Here is a 22947-nt window from a genome sequence, read left to right on the forward strand (position 1 = left end):
CCTTTACAGCTCCTTGACGAGGGTATAACCGAGCCCACGCACATTGCGGATGCTTTCGGCGCCTAGCTTCTTGCGTAGCGCATGAACATACACTTCGACAGTATTGCTGCCGATCTCTTCGCCCCAGCCGTACATTTTTTCTTCGAGCTGAGCTTTCGACAATACCGCGCCCGGGCGAGCGAGCAGCGCTTCGAGCAAAGCGAATTCGCGCGCAGAGAGCGCCACCGGCGCGCCGGCCAGCGTCACCTCGTGGGTGGTGGGGTCGAGTGTGATCGGCCCGTGCTGGATCAGCGAACTGCTGCGCCCGGCCTGGCGCCGCAATAGCGCACGCATGCGGGCAGCCAGTTCATCGAGATCAAAAGGCTTGACCAGATAGTCGTCGGCGCCGGCGTCCAGTCCTTTGATGCGATCGGCCACCGCGTCGCGCGCGGTCAGGATCAGCACCGGCACATGATGACCGAGCCCACGCAGGGCGCGCAAAACCTCGAGCCCGTCGCGCTTGGGCAGGCCCAGGTCGAGCAGGACCAGATCGTAGGCCTGCTCGGCCGCCGCGGCCACCGCCGCCAATGCGGCCGCGCCATCGCCGACCCAATCGACGGCCCAGCCTTCGCCGCGCAAGCCTTTGCGTACGGCTTCGGCAATCATCCGATCATCTTCGACTAATAAAATACGCATGGAAAGCGTTCCCGACTCAAAGGCTCAATTAGGTGCGGCGCAGCACTCAGTGACTGCACAAGGGCACGGCATAAGGTCACGACATCGCGTCTTCAAAATCAGCAAACACACTTCGAGTGAATTGCCACGCCCGCGCGAGCATCGCTTACAAAGCAACACCTCGTACTTACGGAAGGCTTGCGGACGTAACGTTTTTCGCAACGACCTATTTTATCTCTACAATGAGGCCATTCGATCTATGGCGTCACGCACTGCGGCGCGCCCCTTGCAAGCCCCTTTTTTGCCTACATGTTCTCATTGTCTTCATATCGCTTCAGATTTTTCGCAACACGTCGTCGTGTCGCGGCAATCGCCCCCTCCCGTAACCTCGGTCATTCACCCACCAGTTTGCTCGCTCCGTCGCTTGATCAGTCGCTCCATCATTCGCTCGCTCATTGGCCTTCTGGCTTGCATCTGCGTGCCCTCCCGCATCCGCACGCACGATCGCGCACCAGTTCGTACCTGGGCACAGACCTGATGCGGCGGTGTGCCGGTGTGGCGCTCATGCTGCTCGCGAGCGCCAGCTTCGCCACCACCGCTCACAAAGAACCGGGGCGTGGGCGTCCGGTACTGCATCGCCACGTCGCGCCCAAACATGAGGCCGAAGTGGTCGTGCCGGCCAGCAACCTGCCGCCGACCGTGGCGCTGGCGCTGGCACGCGCCCACATCCCGCTGGACAACTTCAGCGTAATTGTCGAAAAGGTCGGCAGCAAAGTGCCGGTGCTGGAGCTCAATGCGCAGCGTCCGATGAGTCCGGCATCGACGATGAAGCTGGTGACCACGTTCTCGGGCCTGTCGCTGCTGGGTCCCGATTACCGCTGGAAAACCAGCGCGTACGCCGATGGCACGGTCAGTAACGGCGTGCTCCACGGCAACCTGTACATCGTCGGAACGGGCGACCCCAAGCTGGTTCCGGAAGAGTTGATTGATCTGGTGCAGAAAATCCATGCCGCGGGCATCACTGACATCGACGGCGCGCTGGTGCTGGACAAACATTTCTTCGATGTCTCGACGCGCGATGCGAGCCCGTTCGACGACGACGCATTGGCGCCCTATAACGTCGGTCCCGACCCACTGCTCTACGCGTTCAAATCGCTGTCGTTCACGCTCTCGCCAGACCATGGCAAACAGATCGCCATCGATCTCACGCCGCCGCTTGATAACCTGAAGATCATCAACGGCCTGCAAGCCACGCGCGGACGCTGTACCGGGGTGCTGGTAACGCCCGTGGTTACGCAGAACGCGGACGGCAGCGCACAGGCCGTGTTCAGCGGCAAGTATCCGCTCAGTTGTGGCGATCGGGTGGACACCCTTGCGGCACTCGACCATACGGCGTTTTTTGCCGATGGCTTTCTGGCACTGTGGAAACAGACCGGCGGCAGCTTCCAAGGCACCGTGCGCGAAGGCCTGACACCGGCGAGCGCCCGCGAAGTCGCGGTGCACCGAGGCCCCGTGCTGTCGGATATCGTGCATGACATCAACAAGTTCAGTAACAATGTCATGGCGCGCAACCTGTTCCTGTCTATCGGCGAAATCGCCGGCCAGCCACCGGCGACGCTGTCCGAATCGCGGCTGCAGATCGAACAGTTTTTGCATCGCTTAGGCTTGGATATGCCTGAATTGGTGCTCGAGAACGGCTCCGGCCTGTCGCGCGAAGAAAAAATCAGCGCCGCCTCACTCGCACAATTGCTGCAAGTGGCCAATTCCAGCCCGGTCGCGCAAGCCTATATCGATTCGCTACCGATTGCCGGTGTGGACGGCACGATGCGCCGGCGTCTCACGAATGCGGCAGTGGGCGGCAACGCTCATATCAAGACCGGTACCTTGCGCGATGTGAGGGCCATTGCCGGCTATGTCGGCGCGGCCAACGGCGATGGCTATATCGTCGTCAGTTTTATCAACGATCCGCGTGCGGAAGGCGCGCGCGAAGCCCATGATGCACTGTTGGAATGGGTATATCAGGAGGCGCCGCTACGCGATCCGCCGACGCGTTCGGTACTCGACAAAAATGGGGATGCCAGAAACATGGTCGTCGACGCCAATTTGAAAACGGTTGGCGAGTCCAGGTTGAATGTCAGTGCAGAGCCCAAGCCGAATGGGGTCGCAGAGCCCAGACTGGAAGCCGACACGCAGCCTAAGCTGAACGCAGCGCCCGTGCCTGTGTTGCAGCCGCACTGATTTTTGGAACGTTGCGGCGGGAAGACGGCGCCGTAGAAGGGCGGTGCCGTTGGAATACGGCGCCGATGCAGGGCGGTGTAGTTGAAGTACGGCACCGGCCAACATCAACGCGGCGAGCAAGCACGTGCACCTGCTTGCCGACCAAACTTACTGGTCGGACAAAAACGCCGCGGCCGCGCGCCCCAATCTATCGTTCACTGCCGCCCATTCAGGGCCAGCAGGCAAACGCTCGACGAAAATACGTTGCACCGACGCGCGATCCAATCCGCGCAGCAAACTGTACAAATCGCGCGCGTAATGCAGCGGATTATCAGGCGCCGCGATAAATTGTATGCCCGGCAAATCCTCCAGATGCGGCGCCCGGGACGCACGTGCGACCACGGCCACGCGTTCGCCCGACTGCAGCGATGCCAGCGCCTGCGCAATCTCCTCGAAGCTAAGCAAGGCAAGTGGCGTGTTCGGAGCGTAATGCGCTTTGAGCGTGCCAGACGCACGCGGCGCCGTCGCATCGCTGCCATCGGGCAGGCGCGGCGCCACACCGAGCACGTCCGCGATCTGCTGCGCGCTCACATGGCCGGGCCGCAGCAATGCGGCAAAGCCACGCGATAAATCCACGATGGTCGATTCGATGCCTACCTCGCACGGGCCACCGTCGAGCACCTCGACCGTCTCACCGAATTCTTCGCGCACATGCTGTGCGGTGGTCGGGCTAACCCGTCCAAAACGATTCGCCGATGGGGCAGCCACGCCGCCCCTGCCGCCTTTGAAGGCTTCGAGCAACGCTTGTGCGACCGGGTGCGACGGACAACGCAAGCCGACCGAATCCTGACCGCCGCTGACCGCTTCGGGAATATGTGCCGCACGTTTCAGTATCAGTGTCAGGGGCCCGGGCCAGAAGGCGGCGATCAGGCGCTGCGCATCGGGCGTTAGCTCGCGCACCCAGTAAGCGGGGTCGGCCGTCGGACTCAAATGCACGATCACCGGATGATTCGCCGGCCGCCCTTTGGCGGCGTAGATACGTGCAATAGCCTGGGCGTTTTCAGCATCGCCACCCAAGCCATAAACAGTCTCAGTCGGGAACGCGACCAGCTCGCCGGCTTCGAGCCGCGCCGCCGCATGCGCGATCTCGCTCGCCGACGGCGAGGTGACTAGCGGTGCGCGCGGAGCTGTCATCGCCGCACCTTAGACTGTGGGAAGCGTGGGCACAGGCAGCACGGGCAAACGCAAAATGCGTGTGCATTGCGCAGCCGCGGCCTGCGCCTCTTCGAGGCTGGTGGCGGCCAGCGTGATGTGCCCCATCTTGCGGCCCACGCGCGCGTCTTCCTTGCCATACAAATGCAGGCGCGCAGACGCCAAGGCCAGCACCTGATCCCAGGCCGGGCGAATGGGCTGGTCGCCGCGGTCACCGTCAAACCAGACGTCGCCCAGTATATTGAGCATCACCGCCGGCGAATGCTGACGCGGGTCGCCCAGCGGCAGGCGGGCCATCGCCCTCACCTGCTGTTCGAACTGACTGGTCGCGCAGGCATCGATCGTGTAATGCCCGGAATTATGCGGACGTGGCGCCATTTCGTTGGCCACCAGCGTGCCGTCCTGAAGCACGAAAAATTCGATGCACAGCACCCCGACATAACCGAGCGCCTCGGCAATCGCGAGCGCTGCGCTCTGCGCCTGCTCGACCAAAGCGGCGGGCGCATCGGGAGCCGGCACAACGGTTTGAGCGAGGATGCCGTCGACGTGGCTGTTCTGCGCCAGCGGATAAACCTGCGCACGCCCATCGGCGCCACGTGCCACCAGTGCGGACACCTCAAAGGCCAGCGCCAAGCGCTTTTCGAGCACGCACGCGACATGCCCCAGCGACGCATGCGCCTCGCGCACCTGCGCCACCGTCGCGACACTGATCTGACCTTTGCCGTCGTAACCGAGTCGAGCTGTTTTCAGGATACCGGGCAGCACCGCTTGCAAGGCGTCATCGCTCAACGCATCGAGCGCCTCACGCGATTCGAGTGCCAGATGCGGCGCCACAGGTACGCCGCACGAGCGGATAAATTGCTTCTCCGCCAGCCTATCCTGGGCGATGGCGACGCACCGTCCAGACGGGCTCACCGGTATCGTGCGCCCCAGGAAATCGAGACTGCGCGCCGGGACATTTTCAAACTCGGTCGACACGGCCGCGCACAGGCGCGCCAGTTCGGTCAACGCGTTTTCGTCGGTGTAAGCGGCGCGGATATGCCGGTCGGCCACCGCGCCCGCCGGGCTGGTTTCGTCCGGGTCCAGCACCGCAACGCGGTAGCCGAGCGCCTGCGCGGCAAAACAGAACATGCGGCCGAGTTGACCGCCGCCTAGCATGCCCAGCCAAGAGCCCGGCAGTATCGGTGTAAGTGTTGAAGATTCAGTGTTCATCGTGATTCAGAGTGGCAGCGTCATCGCTCGTGCGACGTCGCTTTGGCGCGCGCGAAATGCGTCGAGGCGCTGCGCGAGTTCAGTCGAGTGGGCGGCCAGCAACGCGATCGCAAACAAGGCGGCATTGGCCGCGCCCGCTTCGCCGATCGCGAAGGTGGCAACCGGAATGCCCTTGGGCATTTGCACGATCGAATGCAGCGAATCGACGCCCTTCAGATATTTGCTCGGTACTGGCACGCCCAACACCGGCACCGGTGTCTTGGCCGCCAGCATGCCAGGCAAGTGGGCCGCACCGCCGGCGCCCGCGATAATCGCGCGAAGGCCGCGGGTGCGCGCATTCTGCGCATACGTGAACAACTCATCGGGCATGCGGTGCGCGGACACCACCTGCGCCTCGAACGGCACTTCGAATTCGCGCAGGATCGCAACCGCGTGCTGCATCACGTCCCAATCGGAACTGGATCCCATCACGACGCCGATCACCGGTGCCGCAGACGTGGCGTTGCTCGGGCGGTTGCTCTCTTCAGTAGGCTGGCTCATTGCATCACTCATCGCGTCAGTCATCGGTTATTGCAAGGCCTGGCCTGTCAGGCGCTCAAGCGCTTCGCGGTATTTCGCCGCGGTGCGCTCGACCACTTCGGCGGGCAACGCCGGCGCCGGAGCCGTCTTGTCCCACGGCTGCGTTTCGAGCCAGTCGCGCACGAACTGTTTGTCGAATGACGGTGGGTTGCTGCCGACCTGATAGCCGTCCGCGGGCCAGAAACGCGACGAGTCTGCCGTCAGTATTTCATCCATCAGATACAGCTCGCCCTTGTCGTCGAGTCCGAATTCGAATTTGGTGTCGGCGATGATGATGCCGCGCGTAGCCGCATATTCGGCGGCCCGCTCGTAAAGCTTGATGCTGATCTCGCGTATCGTGGCGGAGAGTTCCGTGCCGATGCGCGACTCCATTTGCGCGTACGTGATGTTTTCGTCATGGTGGCCCATTTCCGCTTTTGCCGCCGGCGTGAAAATCGGCTCGGGCAGCTTTTGCGCATTCTGCAGCCCCGGCGGCAACGCGACGCCGCACACCGAACCGCTGGCCTGATAGTCTTTCCAGCCGCTGCCGGCCAGATAGCCGCGCACCACAGCCTCGACGAGAATCGGCTCCAGGCGCTTGACCACCACCGCGCGCCCAGCCACTTGCGGCACTTCGTCCGCGGCCACGACGCTTTCCGGCGCAATGCCGGTCAGATGATTCGGCACGAGATCGCCGAGCTTCTCGAACCAGAAATTGGCCATCTGGTTCAATACCCGCCCCTTGGCCGGAATGGGTTCGCCCATCACGACGTCGAACGCCGAGAGGCGGTCGGTCGTGACAATCAGCAATTTATCGTCGCCAACCGCGTAGTTATCGCGGACTTTGCCGCGTCCCAGGAGTTTGAGCGAGTGCAGCGTGGATTCGTAAAGGGTCGAGGACATCGGCGGCTTCTTTCTTAAAAAGGGCAACTCCCGCACCATGCGGGAGCTGCAGATGCACTACAGGCGGCGAGGCCCGCATTTACTGTAATTACTGGACGATCTGGCGCAATGCGCCTTTTTTGTACTTCTCGGCAATTTTGTCGAGCGGCAGCGGATCGATCTTGGACGCCATGCCTTCGCAACCGAACGCCAGGTAGCGGCTCTTGCACATTTGCATGGCGGCTTCGCGAGCCGGCTTCAGGTATTCGCGCGGATCGAACTTGCCGGGGTTTTCGACGAAGAAACGACGGATCGCACCGGTGATGGCCAAGCGCAAATCGGTATCGATATTGATCTTGCGCACGCCATGCTTGATGCCTTCCTGGATTTCTTCGAGTGGCACGCCATAGGTTTCTTTCATGTCGCCGCCAAATTCGCGGATCTCGGCGAGCAATTCCTGCGGCACCGACGACGAGCCGTGCATCACCAAATGGGTATTCGGAATGCGACGATGGATTTCCTTGATACGGTCGATTGCGAGAATGTCGCCCGTCGGCTTCTTGGTGAATTTGTACGCACCGTGCGAAGTGCCGATCGCGATCGCGAGCGCGTCGCACTGGGTCGCGTTGACGAAATCGGCGGCCTGTTCCGGGTCGGTCAGCAACTGTTCGCGCGTGAGCGTACCGTCGGCGCCGTGTCCGTCCTCCTTGTCGCCCTTCATCGTTTCGAGCGAACCGAGGCAACCAAGTTCGGCCTCGACCGTCACACCGATGGCGTGCGAAAGATCGACGACCTGGCGCGACACATTGACGTTGTAGTCATAGCTGGCAATGCTCTTGCCGTCTTCTTCGAGCGAGCCGTCCATCATCACGCTGGTAAAGCCGCTGCGAATCGCTGCAAGGCAAACCGCCGGCGACTGGCCGTGATCCTGGTGCATCACCACCGGAATGTGCGGATACATCTCTACTGCTGCCTCGATCAGGTGCCGCAGGAACGCCTCGCCGGCATATTTGCGAGCGCCGGCCGATGCTTGCATGATGACCGGTGCGTTGACCTGATCGGCAGCCGTCATGATGGCCTGCACTTGTTCCAGGTTGTTGACGTTGAATGCAGGCAAGCCATAGCCATGCTCGGCGGCATGGTCCAGCAGTTGACGCATCGAAACGAGAGGCATGGTGTAGCTCCTTTAGACAATAAATTTCTTTTTGGCTCAGACCGGCTCGCCGACCTTCACGATTTTCAGCGTATTGGTGCCGCCGGCTTGGCCCATGGGCTCCCCGACAGTCAGCACCACGGTGTCGCCATGCGCCACCAGATTGCGTTCGACCAGCACATCGAGCGCTTGTTGCAATGCTGTGTCGCGATCGTCGCTGCTTTCGGCAGGCAAAGGCGTGACATTGCGGTACAGCGCCATCGCACGCTGGCTGCCCAGGCGCGCGGTGAGCGCGTAGATCGGCACATGGGTCCACAAGCGGCTCATCCACAATGCGGTCGCGCCGGACTCGGTCAATGCCACGATCGCCTTCGCGCCGAGGTGGTGCGACGTGAACAACGCGCCCATCGCAATCGACTGATCGATACGCGAGAATTTGCGGTCGAGAAAATCGGTATCCAGCTCGACCTCTTCGGATTTCTCGGCTTCCAGGCAGATCGCAGCCATCGTTTCGATGGTTTCGACCGGATATTTGCCGGAAGCGGTTTCGGCGGACAGCATCACGGCGTCCGTACCATCGAGCACCGCGTTCGCCACGTCCGAGACTTCCGCCCGCGTCGGCACCGGTGCATGGATCATCGACTCCATCATCTGCGTGGCGGTGATCACCAGTTTGTTCGAGTCGCGCGCCATGCGGATCATGCGCTTTTGCAAGGCCGGCACGGCCGCGTTGCCGACTTCCACGGCCAAGTCGCCACGCGCCACCATGATACCGTCCGAGGCGTCGAGGATTTCCTGCAGCGCCGGAATGGCTTCGGCACGCTCGATTTTGGCGATCATGCGCGGGCGCAGCCCGTAAGGCTGGCCGGCGATATTGGCCAACTGGCGCGCCATTTCCATATCGGTAGCGGTTTTCGGGAACGACACGGCGACATAGTCGACGCCGATTTCCATGGCGATGCGGATATCTTCCATATCCTTGGAGGTCAGCGCTGAAGCCGTCAAGCCCCCGCCCTGGCGGTTGATGCCCTTGTTATTGGACAACTCGCCGCCCACCTTGACCACCGTGTGGATCTCTTCGCCCACCACCCGCATCACCGTCAACACGATCAAGCCGTCGTTGAGCAGCAGTACATCGCCCGCTTTCAAGTCGCGCGGCAGGTCCTTGTAATCGAGCCCGGAGCGGCTCTCGTTGCCCAATTCGCAGCTTGCATCGAGTATGAACGAGGCGCCCGCTTCGAGTTGGATCTTGCCGTTCTCGAACTTGCCCACGCGGATTTTCGGACCCTGCAGATCGGCCATCAAAGCGATTTCGCGTCCGGCTTCACGCGCAGCCTGACGAACCCGCTCGGCCCTCTGGCGGTGGTCGTCGGCCGTGCCGTGCGAGAAATTCATGCGCACCACGTCCAGGCCCGCCGCAATCATTTTCGCAAGGATCTCGGGCGAACTGGACGCGGGGCCGATGGTTGCGACTATTTTGGTAGCTCGATGCATAAAGTCCTCTTCGATGGTGCTGCACTCGGGGACGCGGTCTACATTTACCCAGCCCGCGACGCTAATGCCTCTACTGCCGGCAACGTCTTGCCTTCCAAAAATTCCAGAAACGCGCCGCCGCCCGTCGAGATGTAGTCGATCTGAGAAGCGAGCTGATACTTTTCGATCGCGGCCAGCGTGTCGCCGCCGCCGGCAATCGAGTACGCCGGCGATTGGGCGATCGCGTTAGCCAGTGTGCGCGTGCCGTGGCTGAATGCCTCGATTTCGAACACGCCGACCGGGCCGTTCCAGACCACCGTGCCGGCACGGCCGATCTGCTCGGCCAGCATTTGCGCAGTGCGCGGACCGATATCGAGAATCATGTCGTCGTCGGCCACGTCCGCCACGTCTTTGACTTCAGCGGCAGCGCTGGCGCTGAACTCCTTGGCGGTCACGACGTCCACCGGAATCGGCACCGAGGCGCCGCGCTTTTTCATGATCTCGATGATGGTCACCGCTTGCGCCAACAAATCGGGCTCGGCCAGCGAGCGGCCGATTTTCAAACCGGCGGCCAGCATGAAGGTATTGGCGATGCCGCCACCGACGATCAGTTGGTCGACCTTGTCGGCCAGCGAGGTCAGGATAGTCAGCTTGGTCGACACCTTGGAGCCCGCGACGATCGCCACCAGCGGGCGCTTCGGCGCGTCCAGCGCGCGGCCCAGCGCGTCGAGCTCGGCCGCCAGCAAGGGACCGGCGCAGGCAACCGATGCGTATTTGGCAATGCCGTAGGTAGTGGCTTCGGCGCGATGTGCGGTGCCGAATGCATCGTTGACGTAAACATCGCAAAGCGCCGCCATCTTGCGGGCCAATTCGTCCGAATTCTTCTTTTCGCCCGGATTGACGCGGCAATTTTCGAGCAGCACGACTTGTCCGGGCTTCACGTCCACGCCGTTTTCCACCCAGTGCTGAATCAGCGGTACCGGCCGCCCGAGTATTTCGGCCAGGCGCTCGGCCACCGGAGCCAGCGTGTCTTCAGGCTTGAACGCGCCTTCGGTCGGGCGTCCCAAGTGCGAGGTCACCATCACCGCGGCGCCTGCATCCAGCGCCTGCAGAATCGCCGGGACCGATGCGCGAATGCGGGTATCTTCGGTTATTTTCCCGTCATCGTCCTGCGGTACGTTCAGATCTGCGCGGATGAAAACACGTTTGCCGGCAAGTTTTCCTGCGGCGATGAGATCGGAAAGACGGAGAACTTGGGTCATGGATGAGTACGATGGGTGCGAGGGCGTCGAGTAAATTGACTAAATTGGATAAAGCGCGCTGGTGCGCGCCGGGTCAGATCCACAGGTAGCAGCGTAGCGCGCTTTCTGCGGAAAACAGCTTATTAGCCGGCTATTTTAACCGATAGGAGGGGGTCTGAGACCGATTGTGTGCGGCGCGTGCGCCTCAGGCCCACAAACGCAGCACGGTAAAGGTCAACATGCCCACGCCTATGGTTTCTATCATGCTGCGCCGCCAGACGAACCACAACAGCCCCGCCGTGGCGGCCACCAATTGATAGTTGCGCCACGAGAACGATAACTGGTTGTGCCACCACAGTACATCGGGAATCACCACGGCCGCCAAGGCCGCAGCGGGCGCATAGCGCAACGCGCGTTGCACGCGCTCGGGCAGGTTGACGCGTTCCCCGCCAAACAGGAAAAATGCCCGGGTGACGCTAGTGACCGCCGTCATGCCGATAATCAGGATCCAGATAGCCTGCGTGCTCATCGCTGCCCCCCGGTCACTCTGGTCGCATCGGTGACAGCATCGGCATCGGACTTCAAATCCGCTTTCAAATCGATTTTCGGCTCGGCTTTTGAATCCGGCAGTTCCGAGACCCCGCGGCGGCGGATTCGCCGCAAATCTGCGCGCTCGATCAACGCATCGCTGCTCATGCCCCCGATCAACGCCGCGAGCACCGCCACCGGCAAGCCGAGCCGGTACGGCAGCGAGAAGGTCAGCAACGCCACCACCGACGCGACGACAAACGCCACCACCACCGAGCGGCTCGTGATCGCAGAAACCATGATCGGAATCAGCGCGAGTGTGCCGGCCAGATCCAACCCCCAGCTATCGGGGAACAAGCTGGCAAGCACGATGCCGACGATGGACGACGCTTGCCAGCACACCCAGGCGAGCGTCGCCATGCCCAGGAAGAACGCCTCTTTACCCGGTTCATACCCCGGTTTGAAATTACGCCGCAAAAATAACAAATAGATGATGTCGCCGTTGAAAAAACCTAGCAACGTGCGCCGCCAGAAACCCAGATACGAAAAATGCGGCGCCAGGCCGGCGCTGAAAATGACGAATCGGGTATTGACCATCGCGGCGGTCAGCAATATGGTCCAGATCGGCAATTTGGCCGCCAGCAGCGGCAGCACGGCCAGTTGCGACGAGCCGGCGTAGACCAGCAGCGACATGCCCACAGACTGGGGTAGCGTGAGCACCGATTTGCTCATCGCAATTCCGGTGACCAGCCCCCAGGAAAGCATCGCGGGCAAGGTGGGCGAGTAGGCTTTTACGCCTTCGAGGAAGGCGCGGCGGTTCGTTTCAGACAGACGATTGAGCATGACAAAAAAAGTGTGGCACACGAGGTGCCTGGCGGCCATGCTCCGGCCGCGCGGAAGGATATTGTAAGTATACCGCTCTAGACTGGTGCAAAGAGCAGGGTTTACCGCAGGTTATGATAGTTTTAGCGGCGTGCAGCGTGCACACGCCCGGGGCATGCCGCATGCATCATTTGCACCCTTCACTACCGGTTGTGTGGCGGCTGATTTAGAATAACGGTCTTGGTCTTTACCGACACCCGCTAGGAGAACTGTATGTCAATGGCCGACCGCGACGGCAAAATCTGGATGGATGGCAAGCTGATCGATTGGCGCGATGCGAACATCCACGTCCTGACCCACACGCTGCACTACGGCATGGGCGTCTTCGAAGGCGTACGCGCCTATAAGACCGACAACGGTACGGCGATTTTCAAGTTGAAGGAACATACCCAGCGCCTGTTCAATTCGGCCAAGATCTTCCAGATGGTGATTCCGTTCGACCAAGCGACGATTGCCAAGGCGCAACTCGACGTGGTCCGCGAAAACAAGCTCGAGTCGTGCTATCTGCGCCCCATCGTCTGGGTCGGCTCGGAAAAACTCGGCGTGTCGACCAAAGGCAACACCATCCACGTGGCGATCGCGGCTTGGCCGTGGGGCGCCTACCTGGGCGAAGAGGGCATGGCGCGCGGCATCCGCGTGAAGACCTCGTCGTTCACCCGCCACCATGTGAACGTGTCGATGGTGCGCGCCAAGGCTAGCGGCTGGTATGTCAATTCGATCCTGGCCAACCAGGAAGCCACCACGGACGGCTACGACGAGGCGCTGCTGCTCGACGTCGACGGTTATGTGTCGGAAGGCGCCGGCGAAAACGTGTTTATCGTGCGCAACGGCAAGCTGTACACGCCCGACCTCGCGTCTTGCCTGGACGGCATCACGCGTGACTCGATCATTACGCTGGCACGCGACTACGGCATCGAAGTGATCGAAAAGCGCATCACGCGCGACGAAATGTACTGTGCCGACGAAGCGTTCTTCACCGGAACCGCTGCCGAAGTCACGCCGATCCGCGAGCTCGATAACCGCACCATCGGCGCCGGTTCGCGCGGCCCGATCACCGAGAAGCTGCAAGCGGCGTTCTTCTCGATCGTCGAAGGCAAGAACGCCAAATATGGCGAATGGCTGACCAAGGTCTGAGAGATAAAAACATGAGCGCTGTAAAAGAAGATGCAGTGATTGCGGTCGCTGCAAGCGAGCTGCCCGTTTATTGTCCGAACCCTAAAATGGCGCGCTGGAGTTCGCATCCGCGTGTTTTCATCGACGTCACGCACGGCGAGGCGCGCTGCCCGTATTGCGGCACGCGCTATAAGCTGCGTGAAGGTGAAGTCATCAAGGGTCATCACTGACCCTGCCGCACCGGGTCCCGCAGGACAAACCCGGTGCTCGTTGTTCGCGGCCCGCAGCATCTGCACGCGGGCCGCTTTTCGTTTGCCGGCCCCGCCGCTCTAGCCACTTTACCCTGCCCGCCTGCGTTGAACCGGCGGGTCGATGCGGGCTATTTCGGCGGGTCGATATTGACTATTTCGGATCTACACACTGATGCGTCGAGTGCTCGTGATTGCACCGAACTGGATCGGTGATGCGCTGATGGCGCAGCCGCTCTTTGCGCTGCTGAAAAAACTCCACCCCCGCGTCGTGATCGACGCGGTCGCTCCTGCCTGGGTTGCCCCGGTGCTCGAGCGCATGCCGGAAATCAACCAGGTCTTTGCGACCGGGCTCGGGCATAAAAAGCTGCAACTGTGGCACCGCTGGGCATTGGCCAGCGATGTGCGCGACGGCAATTACGACGCGGCTTACGTGTTGCCCAATTCGCTCAAATCCGCGCTGATTCCCTGGCTTGCCGGCATACGTTTGCGCATCGGCTATCTGGGCGAACACCGCTACGGCTTGCTCAACGTGCGCCACGCCAATCCGCCGCGTGACGAACGCCCGTCGATGTCGCGCCATTACGCCGCGCTCGCCTATACGCCAGGCGCCGAGTTGTCCGACGAGATTCCGGTGCCGCGCCTGGACAGCGACCTGAACGAAGCGGCGCGCGTCTCCAACCGCTTCACGCTCGATACCCGCGTGCCGCTGGTGGTGTTTTGCCCGGGCGCCGAATATGGCCCGGCCAAACGCTGGCCGCCCGAGCACTTTGCAGCGCTTGCGCATATGATCCGACGCGCCTTTCCTTATGCGCAAATCGTCGCACTCGGTTCGCCCAAGGACGGCGCAGCGGCCCAGGCCATCGTCGATGCCGCGCCATTCGTGCGCAATCTGTGTGGCCAGACCGCACTGGGCGAAGCGTGTGCATTGATCTCGCTCGCCACCGTGGTGGTCACCAACGACTCAGGCCTGATGCATGTGGCCGCCGCCTTGCGCCGCCCACTGGTCGCCTTGTACGGATCGAGCGATCCACGCCATACGCCGCCTTTGTCCGACACCGCACAGGTACAATGGCTGCACGTCGAATGCAGCCCGTGTTTCGCGCGCGAGTGCCCGCTGGGGCATTTCAAGTGCATGCGCGAACTGAGTCCGGATCAGGTTTTCGGCCCTCTGCGCGATATGCTGTCGCTGCGCTAGGCGCGCTGCGCGGCCGGCGCCCCACCTGCGGCGGCCTCGTCTAGGCCTCGTCTAGGCCTCGTCTAGGCCTCGTTTAAGCCGCGGCGGACCGCTTTGGAGAATGCCGGGCGCCGTAAAAGCAGTAAGATTGGACATAAGCGTTGCCCTCGCGCCATCGTCGCCAGGGCGATATCGGCCCAGCGGGCTCGCGCCCGCACCGCCTCACTTAGCCAGCAGACCCGTGCCATGCCTCGTTTCGCCCGCCTGTTCGAAGCCGCCGCCGACACCTTGACGGCCTACTACCAGTCGATCGCCGAAGGCAACATCGATAGCTTGATGAGCCTTTGGATAGACGAGGAGTTCGTCAGTTGCATACGCGCCGATGGCGCGCATCTGCACGGTCTCGATGAAATCCGGGCCGGCTTTGCGAGCCGATTCGAGAATACGCGCGCCGCCATCGAAGCACTCGACATCCGCGTCTACGATAGCCTGGGCACCGTCGTGTATGCGATCGCCGAGGCGCATCGCACCGGCAATAGCACTACGGCCACCATGGTATTCGCCACGTATGTCATGGTGCATGACCGCGGCGAATGGCGCATTGCCCATATCCATGCCAGCCCGATGCCCGATGCCACCGCCGCACAATTCGCCGCGAAACTGCGTCATGGACTCGGACACCTGCATTAATCGTCCGGCCTCGCAAACCTGCACGTCGGGTATAGCCGGCGAGGCGCCGGATAGCGGTGCCCGGCCACCGGGGGCGCCTTCGGGGGCGCCATTGGGACCGCCACCGCCCAGCACCTACCGGGCGCCGTTCTGGTTGCCCGAGCGCCACTTGCAAACCCTGGTTCCCGCGCTGCTGAGCCGCAAACCGCGTGTCACCTACCAGCGTGTGCGCTGGGCCACGCCCGACCACGATTTTATCGATCTGGACTGGCTCGCCCGGGCGCCTGCAGCCGACGACGCGCCATTGGTCGTGTTGTTTCATGGGCTTGAGGGCAGTGCGCAGAGCCACTATTCGCTAGCCCTGCTCCACGCGATCGAACAACGCGGCTGGCATGGCGTGGTACCGCACTTTCGCAGTTGCAGCGGCGAGATGAATCTCGCGCCGCGCTTCTATCACTCGGGCGATAGCACCGAAATCGACTGGATCTTGCGCACTGTGCAAGCGCTGCATCCGCGCCGGCCGTTGCTGGTCGCGGGCGTTTCGCTCGGTGGAAATGCGCTGCTGCGCTGGCTGGGCGAGCAAGGGCCGCAGGCAGGAATGGTGACGGCCGCAGTGTCCGCCTGCGCGCCGCTCGATCTGCGCGCCGGCGGTCAGGCGTTGTCGGCGGGGTTCAACCTGGTGTACACGCGCAACTTTCTAAGCACGCTGAAGCGGAAATCGCTGCTCAAGCTGGCGCAATTTCCCGGCCTGTTCGATCGCGCCGCCATGCTGGACGCACGCGATCTATACCAGTTCGACAATATCGTGACCGCACCGCTGCACGGTTATCGCGACACCGACGACTATTGGTCGCGAGCATCCGCCAAACATGTGCTGCAAACGGTCACCGTCCCGACTCTCGTGCTGAACGCTCGCAACGATCCGTTCATACCGGCGGCGTCGCTGCCGTCCGTCAAGGACGTGTCGGCGGCGATCACGCTGGAGCAACCTGCCAGCGGCGGTCATGTCGGGTTCATGTCCGGTCCGCTGCCCGGGCGCATCGACTGGCTGGCCGAACGCATACTGGATTTTTTTGCGGCTCACTTGCACGACGGCTTGAACCATCGCGTTGGCCATCGCTTGGACCACCGAGTTGACCATAGTACGCAGACGCGCACAGACACGGCGAGCCCCCATCATGGATGACAGCGTCAAGCTGGCCCTGGCCAAGTGGCCCAACGTGCCGTCGTGCACCGGCTGGCTCGCGCTCGACAAGCGTGGCGCGTGGCGTATGCGCGATGAGGCGGCGCAGCAGGCCGGCACGCTCGGCACGCCGATCCGCCACGCCGCCTTGCTCGGTTTTATCAATCGCAACTACGCGGCCGATGCGCGGGGCTGCTGGTATTTTCAGAACGGCCCGCAACGCGTTTATATCGAACTGGCCTACACGCCGTGGGTGCTACGGTTGCACGAACATGCAGGCACGCTCTCGCTCACCGATCAAGCCGATGCGCCGTTCGAACCCGACGCCGCATGGCTCGATGACGCGGGTGCGGTGTTGTTTTCGGACTCGGCTGGGCGCATCGCGCTGTTGCACGATCATGATCTCGATTTGTTCAGCGAGCACGCCCGCGTGCCCGAGCACGATGTTCCCGGAGCGTTTTTCTGGCGTGCTTCAAGCGCGCTCCCGCTCGAGCCGATTGCATCGCAGGAGGTAGCGCGACGGTTCGGCTTTGTCGCCAGCCCCGCGGCGCAACTGCCCCCTGCTTGATAAGATGCATCTCTCTCGTTTCTCTTCAGCGAACTGACTTCTGCCCTATGCCCACCGATACTGAATTGCCGAATGAATCGCATTCTGGCGCTACGCCTTTGACCCACTTCGACGCGGCGGGGCAGGCGCACATGGTCGATGTCGGCGGCAAAGCCTCGACCCGCCGAGTTGCCATTGCGAAGGGCAGCATACGGATGTTGCCGGCCACGCTCGAATTGATCCGCGGTGGCAATGCGAAAAAGGGCGATGTGCTGGGCATCGCGCGAATTGCGGCGATTCAGGCTTCGAAGCGTACGGCCGAACTGATTCCGCTGTGTCATCCGCTTGCGCTCACGCGAGTGGCCGTCGAGTTCGAATTGGACGATGCGCTGCCCGGCGTTCACTGTACGGTGCAGGCGGAAACCATAGGTCAGACGGGCGTTGAAATGGAAGCACTCACGGCGGTGCAAATCGGATTGCTGACGATTTACGATATGTGCAAGGCGGCCGATCGGGGGATGGTGATGACCGAAGTGCGGCTGGCGGAGAAGATCGGCGGCAAGTCCGGGCATTGGGTGGCGCCGCCCGAAGCCTGAGTCGCTCGCCATCGACAAGCGCCCCTGGCCCGGAGCCCGAGTCGCTCGTCATCCACAGGGCTCCTGCACCTCATGAACCTGGCGGCCCTGCTGCGCACTATGCGTGCGCCAAGCGCCCTAGGCGCGACCTCGCCGCGATCATTGCTCGATAGTTCCAAGGAAACGGGCCCGCTCCGCCGTCATCTCGCGCACGCAATCGGTACTGATGATATGCGCCATCGTTCCGCCATTCGGATCAAATTCGAAACCGCATTGAGCGCTCCTGTATGCCAGCCATGCACGCTGCGCCTTCATCAATGACTGCTTGCGCTCCGCCGACAGGATCGTCATCGCTTTCTTGTAGTTGCGATTGAGTACCGCGTCTTGCCGATCGATCTCCGCGCCGATGCATTGGACGGACGTCGCAGTGACACCTGCCGCGGCATCGAGGCATTTTTTGAACTGAGGCGTAGCGGGTGCTTCATCTGCGCGCGCTTGCGTCAGGGCACATGCAGCCAGGACAAAAAGACAAACTAGTGATTTATTATTCATGGCGGCCCCGTCGATGATTAAGGATTCCTATTAAGTAATCTAATCCATCGAGGGCCCCGTTTCAAGTTTGCGTTAAAAATTCCCCTTTCTCTTTACCGTTCCCATTGGCCCTCGCCACTGCCGCCGCGGTCACCTCTACGATTACCGCTGCCAAGGCGCTGCTTGATCGGCGTTTATCTTATATTTAACAAGTGCCGCGGCGTGCAACCCTGCATCGATTGCTGCGAGTGCCGCCACGGCGACATGGTATTTGTCGATCTCAAAGAAACGGCGCAAAGCGGAGCGCGTGTCGCTGCGACCGAAGCCGTCGGTGCCCAGCACTGTATAAGGGGCGTTGACGTACGACGCAATCAGTTGCGGATAAGCACGCACATAATCGGTGGCCGCAATGATCGGTGCATTGCCGGTAAGGCAGCGCTGCACGTGGCTCACCGCTCGAGATGTCGAAACCGTTCCCGGTGTCGTGCCAAACAAAGCCTCGCGCTCGACCTCGCGTGCCTCACGTGCCAGCTCGGAAAAACTGGTAACGCTCCAGATCTCCGAGTGCACGCCCCAGTCGTTTGCCAGCAAGTCGGCCGCCGCAATCACCTCACGCAAGACCGCACCCGAACCCAGCAGCCGCACGCTTGCCGGTTGCGCCGATTGCGTCGAGTCATGGCCGTCGCCACCATCGCCGCGATTGCCGCGATTGCCGTAGAGATACATGCCCCGGATCACGTCGTCATGCTGCGCCGCTTCAAGCGCCGATTGCGCGTAGTTTTCGTTGGTGACAGTCAGATAATAGAATTCGTCGCGCTGCTCCTGCATCATGCGCCGCGCGCCGTGGTCGACGATTACCGCGGCTTCGCTGGCGAATGCCGGATCGTAGGCGCGACAATTCGGGATCGCAGCCGCCTGCACATGGCTGGATCCGTCCTGATGCTGCAAGCCTTCGCCGCCCAGTGTCGTACGTCCCGCCGTGGCGCCGATCAGGAAGCCCCGAGCGCGCTGGTCGGCTGCCGCCCAGATCAAATCGCCCACGCGCTGAAATCCGAACATCGAGTAGTAGATGTAGAACGGCAACATGGCGGTACCGTGCACGCTATATGCGGTGGCCGCCGCCACCCACGACGAGATGGCGCCGGCCTCGGTTATCCCCTCTTCCAGCAATTGGCCGTTGCGCGCTTCCTTGTAGTACAGCATCGAGCCGGCGTCTTCCGGCTCGTACAACTGGCCCAGTGGCGAGTAGATTCCGACTTGGCGAAATAAGTTAGCCATCCCGAACGTACGCGCCTCGTCCGCGACGATCGGCACAATCCGTGGTCCCAGCACTTTGTCTTTCAGCAGATTGGTAAACAGCCGAACCACAGCGGTCGTGGTTGAAACTTCGCGTTCGTCGGGGGTGAGCGCAAACTGCGCGTAGCTCGCCAGCGGCGGAATCTCGACCGGGGTGGCCTGGCCGTTGCGCCGCGGCAGGTAACCGCCGAGCGCGGTGCGGCGCTCCTGCAGGTAACGCGCTTCGGGACTGTCTTCGGCCGGCTTGTAGAAACGCATTTCCGCCACTGCGGCATCGTCGAGCGGCAAGGCGAAGCGATCGCGAAACGCTTTGAGCGCTTCGACGTCGAGTTTCTTTTGCTGGTGTGCGGTCATCCGCGATTCGCCGGCGAGCCCCATCCCATAACCCTTTTTGGTCTTGGCAAGAATGACGGTCGGACGGCCTTTGTGGTTTGCCGCGGCGCTGAAGGCGGCATGCAGCTTTTTGAAGTCGTGGCCACCGCGGCGCAGGCCATCGATTTCGGCCGGCGTCATGTGCGAGACCAACGCCTGGAGCTCCGGGTCGAGATCGAAAAAATGGGCGCGGTTGTACTCGCCGTCATTGGCGCCCAGTGTCTGGTACTGACCATCCACGGTATTGGCGAAGCGCTGCAACAAGGCATGGTGGGTATCGCGCGCGAACAGCGGATCCCAGTCGGAGCCCCAGATCACCTTGATCACGTTCCACCCTGCCCCGGAAAAAATCGACTCCAGCTCCTGGATGATCTGGCCATTGCCGCGTACCGGGCCGTCCAGCCGTTGCAGGTTGCAATTGATCACGAAGGTCAGGTTATCGAGGTTTTCGCGGGCCGCCAGCGAGAGTCCGGCCAGCGACTCGGGCTCGTCCATTTCGCCGTCGCCAAATACGCCCCAGACATGCCGCGCTTCGGTACTCGCGATGCCGCGATGTTCAAGGTAGCGCAGAAAGCGCGCCTGATAGATTGCGCTGATCGGTCCCAGCCCCATCGACCCCGTCGGAAACTGCCAGAAATCGGGCATCAACCAGGGATGCGGGTACGAGCACAACCCACCGCCATCGACTTCCTGCCGATAGCGCGCCAGTTGGGACTCGCTCATGCGGCCTTCCATGAACGCTCGGGCGTACACGCCGGGCGCCGAGTGCGGTTGAAAATACACGAGGTCGCCGCGCTGTTGCTCGGTGTCGGCTTTGAAGAAGTGATTAAAGCCCACTTCGAAGATTTCGGCGGCCGACGCATAGCTGGCAATGTGGCCACCAAGATCGCCATACGCGTGATTCGCGCGCGTCACCATGGCCAAGGCGTTCCAGCGAATCATCGAGGTGATGCGTTCCTCAAGCGCGAGGTTGCCCGGGTAAGGGGGCTGCTCTTCGAGCCGGATGGTATTTTGATAGAGCGAGTACGGATGGACGTAGGCGCCAACGCCAAGATGATTGGCGTGTTCGGCCAGACGCTGCAGCAGGAATAGCGCGCGATCGGCTCCCTCGGCGCGGATTACGCCCTCCAGCGCAGACAGCCATTCGCTGGTTTCGCCGGCATCGGTTTCTTCGGGTGGGGTTTGCAGAGGGTAATGAGCTGACATTTCGACGTCTCCTGGACAACACGCTGTTCCCATTATTTTAAGAACGCGGGGCTGGCATGAGGTGCTTATTTGCAGGTCGAATCGGTACCATCACAGCAGGAGGTGCGGCTTTCCCGAGTTTAACCGGCATCGCGTGCTGTTGTGCGGACCAGCGCCAAGCGCGCCGCTAAAGCGCGGGACTGGCGACGCAAAATTCATTCGCTGTCGTCGTCATCATCGTCGTCATCGCTGGCTTTGCCGGCAGCGGCTGCGGCCGGTGCGCCATACGCGGAGATCAACTTGGTTTTGAAGTCCTTGAGCGCGCCGCCCTGCTCCTCGCACATTTTAATCAACGAGCGCAGGTTCTCAGGCCAGTCGTTGTCGCCCAGGGCAAACGCATGCAGGCGGCTGATCACATCCAGCGCAGCCGGTTCGCGGCCACCGAGTGCCAACAGCACGGCATAACGCTTCAGGACGGTATCGCCAGGCAGCAAGGTCAATGCTTCCTCGTGCATCGCGAGCTTATAGGGCAAATTGGCGTTGTTCATCGCCAACAACGTGGCGTAGCCATACTGTCCCCAGGCGCCGTAAATGAACGCGGGCGCTGCGCGATATTCGGACTCCGGCGCCTTGCCGTAATACAGCACTTCCGAGCGCTGGTAATCGCGAAACACCGGCGCAAGCGCCAGCAGTCCAGCAACGATCAATACGGCTTGCGCACCCCAGGCGGCAAACGCGGGCACACGTCGCGTCATACGTGTCTCGAGCAAACCGAGCATAAACGCCACCGGCAGCAAAAAGAACAGGTATTGCTGCGGATATTCGATCAGCGCGTGCATGGCGACCAGCCCGATGATCGCGAAACCCATCAGCCGTTCGGCGCTCAGTGGCGTTCGCAGTGCTCGCCACAACCAGGCCAACAAGCCGAACGCAAAAATTCCCGTACCGATCAAGCCGGTCTTGGCCAGCAAGTCGATCACGATGTCATGTGAATTATTAGCGACCTCGACCTTGCCTAGCTGATCGGCGAATTCGTATTGATAGTAGGGAAATCCGCCCCAGCCCACTCCGGTGATCGGGTGGCTTTTGAACATCGCCATGCCGTACCGCCACAACGAAAGGCGCGGCGAAATCTGGCCGGCGTCTTCAAAACGCGAGGCGGCCGAGACGTCCAGTTCGAGATGGAATTTCTGGTTGGCCCAACGCACCAGTATGTTGACTGCGATGTAAAGCACAGCCAGCACCAGCGGAATCAGCCAGGGCCGCAGCGATTTCGAGGGGTCCAGCGGATCGCGTCGCTGCAGCCACGCTATCAGCCAGCCGAACGCTACGATCATCGCGGTCTGTATAAATGGCGTGCGCGAGACTGTGAGCGCCTCGCCCATCGCGTAGGCGGCACTGAGCACAAACCATACAAGCACCGGCAGTCGACGCGTCTGCACCAGATAGAGCGCGGCCATCATCGCGAACGATAGGTAGGTGGCGAGATGATTGGCTTGCGCCATATTGCCGTATAGGCGCCGGGCAATCTTGGCGCCGTAGCTGAGCACCAGCGGGTAGAAATGCGATTCCTGGCCGGTCAATTGCACCACTTGGCAGGCGACGCTGGCCACTCCGCCGGCCAGCAGCGCGTAGGCACCCCACTTCATGGTGGCGTCGACCAGCCCGATCTGGCGCACCCAGAAACCGGTCTGCATCGCCATCAATGCAGCGAGCAGAAAGGCCGCGCCCATCAAATTCATCGTCGGTTGACGTGCGTGCAGCACCACCAGTTGCAGCAGCAGCCAGACCGCCAGGGCAAGCGGCACCCATGCCACTTTGGGCGCCCGCAGCAGGTCGAGATCCAGCACGCGACGCCGCGCATACAAGGCGCCGGCTACCGAGGCCGCCAAAAACGCATACAGCAGGTAGGCGGCGAACTCGGAATAGAACGTGGGGATCGGATAGGTATGCTCGACGACCAGGTAAGGCACCGTCAGCGATAGAACCAGCAGGATCAGGTAGGGCAAGCGTACGGAAATCGGTGGCATTGGGGCACA

The 22947-nt window shown here is 61.8% G+C and carries 21 protein-coding genes; 8 read left to right on the top strand and 13 right to left on the bottom strand.

Annotation, left to right across the window (positions count from 1 at the left end):
* Nucleotides 1–3 precede the first annotated feature (3 nt).
* Entirely contained in the window at nt 4–675 is a 672-nt protein-coding gene (locus tag GSQ77_RS21865) for a response regulator (protein ID WP_158904843.1), read from the bottom strand.
* Nucleotides 676–1191: 516 nt separating this feature from the next.
* Between GSQ77_RS21865 and dacB the strand changes: the two genes are divergently transcribed.
* The gene (dacB, locus tag GSQ77_RS21870; RefSeq protein ID WP_158906458.1) at nt 1192–2892 is read left to right on the top strand and encodes a D-alanyl-D-alanine carboxypeptidase/D-alanyl-D-alanine-endopeptidase; all 1701 of its coding nucleotides are present in this window, start codon (nt 1192–1194) and stop codon (nt 2890–2892) included.
* A 147-nt stretch (nt 2893–3039) separates the two neighbouring features.
* Here the strand turns inward: dacB and GSQ77_RS21875 are convergent, their stop codons facing one another.
* From GSQ77_RS21875 to GSQ77_RS21915, 9 genes are all read right to left on the bottom strand, one after another.
* Nucleotides 3040–4065, bottom strand: coding sequence for an L-threonylcarbamoyladenylate synthase (locus tag GSQ77_RS21875; RefSeq protein WP_158904844.1), 1026 nt, complete (start codon nt 4063–4065; stop codon nt 3040–3042).
* Between the two features lie 9 nt (nt 4066–4074).
* Nucleotides 4075–5295 (bottom strand): 5-(carboxyamino)imidazole ribonucleotide synthase, encoded by a 1221-nt coding sequence (locus GSQ77_RS21880; RefSeq protein WP_158904845.1) that lies wholly within the window; start codon nt 5293–5295, stop codon nt 4075–4077.
* A gap of 6 nt (nt 5296–5301) precedes the next feature.
* Nucleotides 5302–5835, bottom strand: coding sequence for a 5-(carboxyamino)imidazole ribonucleotide mutase (gene purE, locus GSQ77_RS21885; RefSeq protein WP_158904846.1), 534 nt, complete (start codon nt 5833–5835; stop codon nt 5302–5304).
* A gap of 27 nt (nt 5836–5862) precedes the next feature.
* Nucleotides 5863–6756, bottom strand: coding sequence for a phosphoribosylaminoimidazolesuccinocarboxamide synthase (locus tag GSQ77_RS21890; RefSeq protein ID WP_158904847.1), 894 nt, complete (start codon nt 6754–6756; stop codon nt 5863–5865).
* A gap of 88 nt (nt 6757–6844) precedes the next feature.
* Nucleotides 6845–7909, bottom strand: coding sequence for a class II fructose-bisphosphate aldolase (gene fba, locus GSQ77_RS21895; RefSeq protein ID WP_158904848.1), 1065 nt, complete (start codon nt 7907–7909; stop codon nt 6845–6847).
* A 36-nt stretch (nt 7910–7945) separates the two neighbouring features.
* Entirely contained in the window at nt 7946–9382 is a 1437-nt protein-coding gene (gene pyk, locus GSQ77_RS21900) for a pyruvate kinase (protein ID WP_158904849.1), read from the bottom strand.
* A 44-nt stretch (nt 9383–9426) separates the two neighbouring features.
* The gene (locus GSQ77_RS21905; protein ID WP_158904850.1) at nt 9427–10623 is read right to left on the bottom strand and encodes a phosphoglycerate kinase; all 1197 of its coding nucleotides are present in this window, start codon (nt 10621–10623) and stop codon (nt 9427–9429) included.
* Between the two features lie 184 nt (nt 10624–10807).
* On the bottom strand, nt 10808–11131 hold the full coding sequence (locus tag GSQ77_RS21910) for an AzlD domain-containing protein (protein WP_158904851.1): 324 nt from the start codon (nt 11129–11131) through the stop codon (nt 10808–10810).
* Nucleotides 11128–11973, bottom strand: coding sequence for an AzlC family ABC transporter permease (locus tag GSQ77_RS21915; RefSeq protein WP_158906460.1), 846 nt, complete (start codon nt 11971–11973; stop codon nt 11128–11130). Before GSQ77_RS21915 ends, GSQ77_RS21910 begins: the two co-directional genes overlap by 4 nt.
* Before the next feature lie 252 nt (nt 11974–12225).
* Here GSQ77_RS21915 and GSQ77_RS21920 point away from each other — a divergent pair, with 252 nt between their 5' ends.
* The 7 genes from GSQ77_RS21920 (at nt 12226) to moaC (ending at nt 17545) form a co-directional block, all read left to right on the top strand.
* Entirely contained in the window at nt 12226–13146 is a 921-nt protein-coding gene (locus tag GSQ77_RS21920; RefSeq protein ID WP_158904852.1) for a branched-chain amino acid transaminase, read from the top strand.
* Between the two features lie 11 nt (nt 13147–13157).
* The gene (locus GSQ77_RS21925) at nt 13158–13355 is read left to right on the top strand and encodes a zinc-finger domain-containing protein (protein ID WP_158904853.1); all 198 of its coding nucleotides are present in this window, start codon (nt 13158–13160) and stop codon (nt 13353–13355) included.
* A 193-nt stretch (nt 13356–13548) separates the two neighbouring features.
* Complete coding sequence (waaF, locus tag GSQ77_RS21930) at nt 13549–14571, top strand: lipopolysaccharide heptosyltransferase II (protein WP_158904854.1); 1023 nt, start codon at nt 13549–13551, stop codon at nt 14569–14571.
* A gap of 225 nt (nt 14572–14796) precedes the next feature.
* Complete coding sequence (locus GSQ77_RS21935; protein ID WP_158904855.1) at nt 14797–15240, top strand: nuclear transport factor 2 family protein; 444 nt, start codon at nt 14797–14799, stop codon at nt 15238–15240.
* Entirely contained in the window at nt 15218–16405 is a 1188-nt protein-coding gene (locus GSQ77_RS21940) for a hydrolase (RefSeq protein WP_158904856.1), read from the top strand. Before GSQ77_RS21935 ends, GSQ77_RS21940 begins: the two co-directional genes overlap by 23 nt.
* Nucleotides 16398–16970, top strand: coding sequence for a DUF2946 family protein (locus tag GSQ77_RS21945; protein WP_158904857.1), 573 nt, complete (start codon nt 16398–16400; stop codon nt 16968–16970). The genes GSQ77_RS21940 and GSQ77_RS21945 overlap by 8 nt, the downstream gene beginning before the upstream one ends.
* 47 nt (nt 16971–17017) lie before the next feature.
* On the top strand, nt 17018–17545 hold the full coding sequence (moaC, locus tag GSQ77_RS21950) for a cyclic pyranopterin monophosphate synthase MoaC (protein WP_158904858.1): 528 nt from the start codon (nt 17018–17020) through the stop codon (nt 17543–17545).
* Nucleotides 17546–17683: 138 nt separating this feature from the next.
* Here the strand turns inward: moaC and GSQ77_RS21955 are convergent, their stop codons facing one another.
* From GSQ77_RS21955 to GSQ77_RS21965, 3 genes are all read right to left on the bottom strand, one after another.
* Nucleotides 17684–18076: a lysozyme inhibitor LprI family protein gene (locus GSQ77_RS21955; protein ID WP_158904859.1), complete on the bottom strand. Its 393-nt coding sequence runs from the start codon at nt 18074–18076 to the stop codon at nt 17684–17686.
* A 141-nt stretch (nt 18077–18217) separates the two neighbouring features.
* The gene (mdeB, locus tag GSQ77_RS21960) at nt 18218–20929 is read right to left on the bottom strand and encodes an alpha-ketoglutarate dehydrogenase (protein ID WP_158904860.1); all 2712 of its coding nucleotides are present in this window, start codon (nt 20927–20929) and stop codon (nt 18218–18220) included.
* A 194-nt stretch (nt 20930–21123) separates the two neighbouring features.
* A complete protein-coding gene (locus GSQ77_RS21965; protein WP_158904861.1) occupies nt 21124–22938 on the bottom strand; it encodes a PglL family O-oligosaccharyltransferase in 1815 nt (604 codons plus the stop codon).
* Nucleotides 22939–22947 lie beyond the last annotated feature (9 nt).

The organism is Burkholderia sp. L27(2015), assembly GCF_009765705.1.
Classification (GTDB): domain Bacteria; phylum Pseudomonadota; class Gammaproteobacteria; order Burkholderiales; family Burkholderiaceae; genus LMUX01.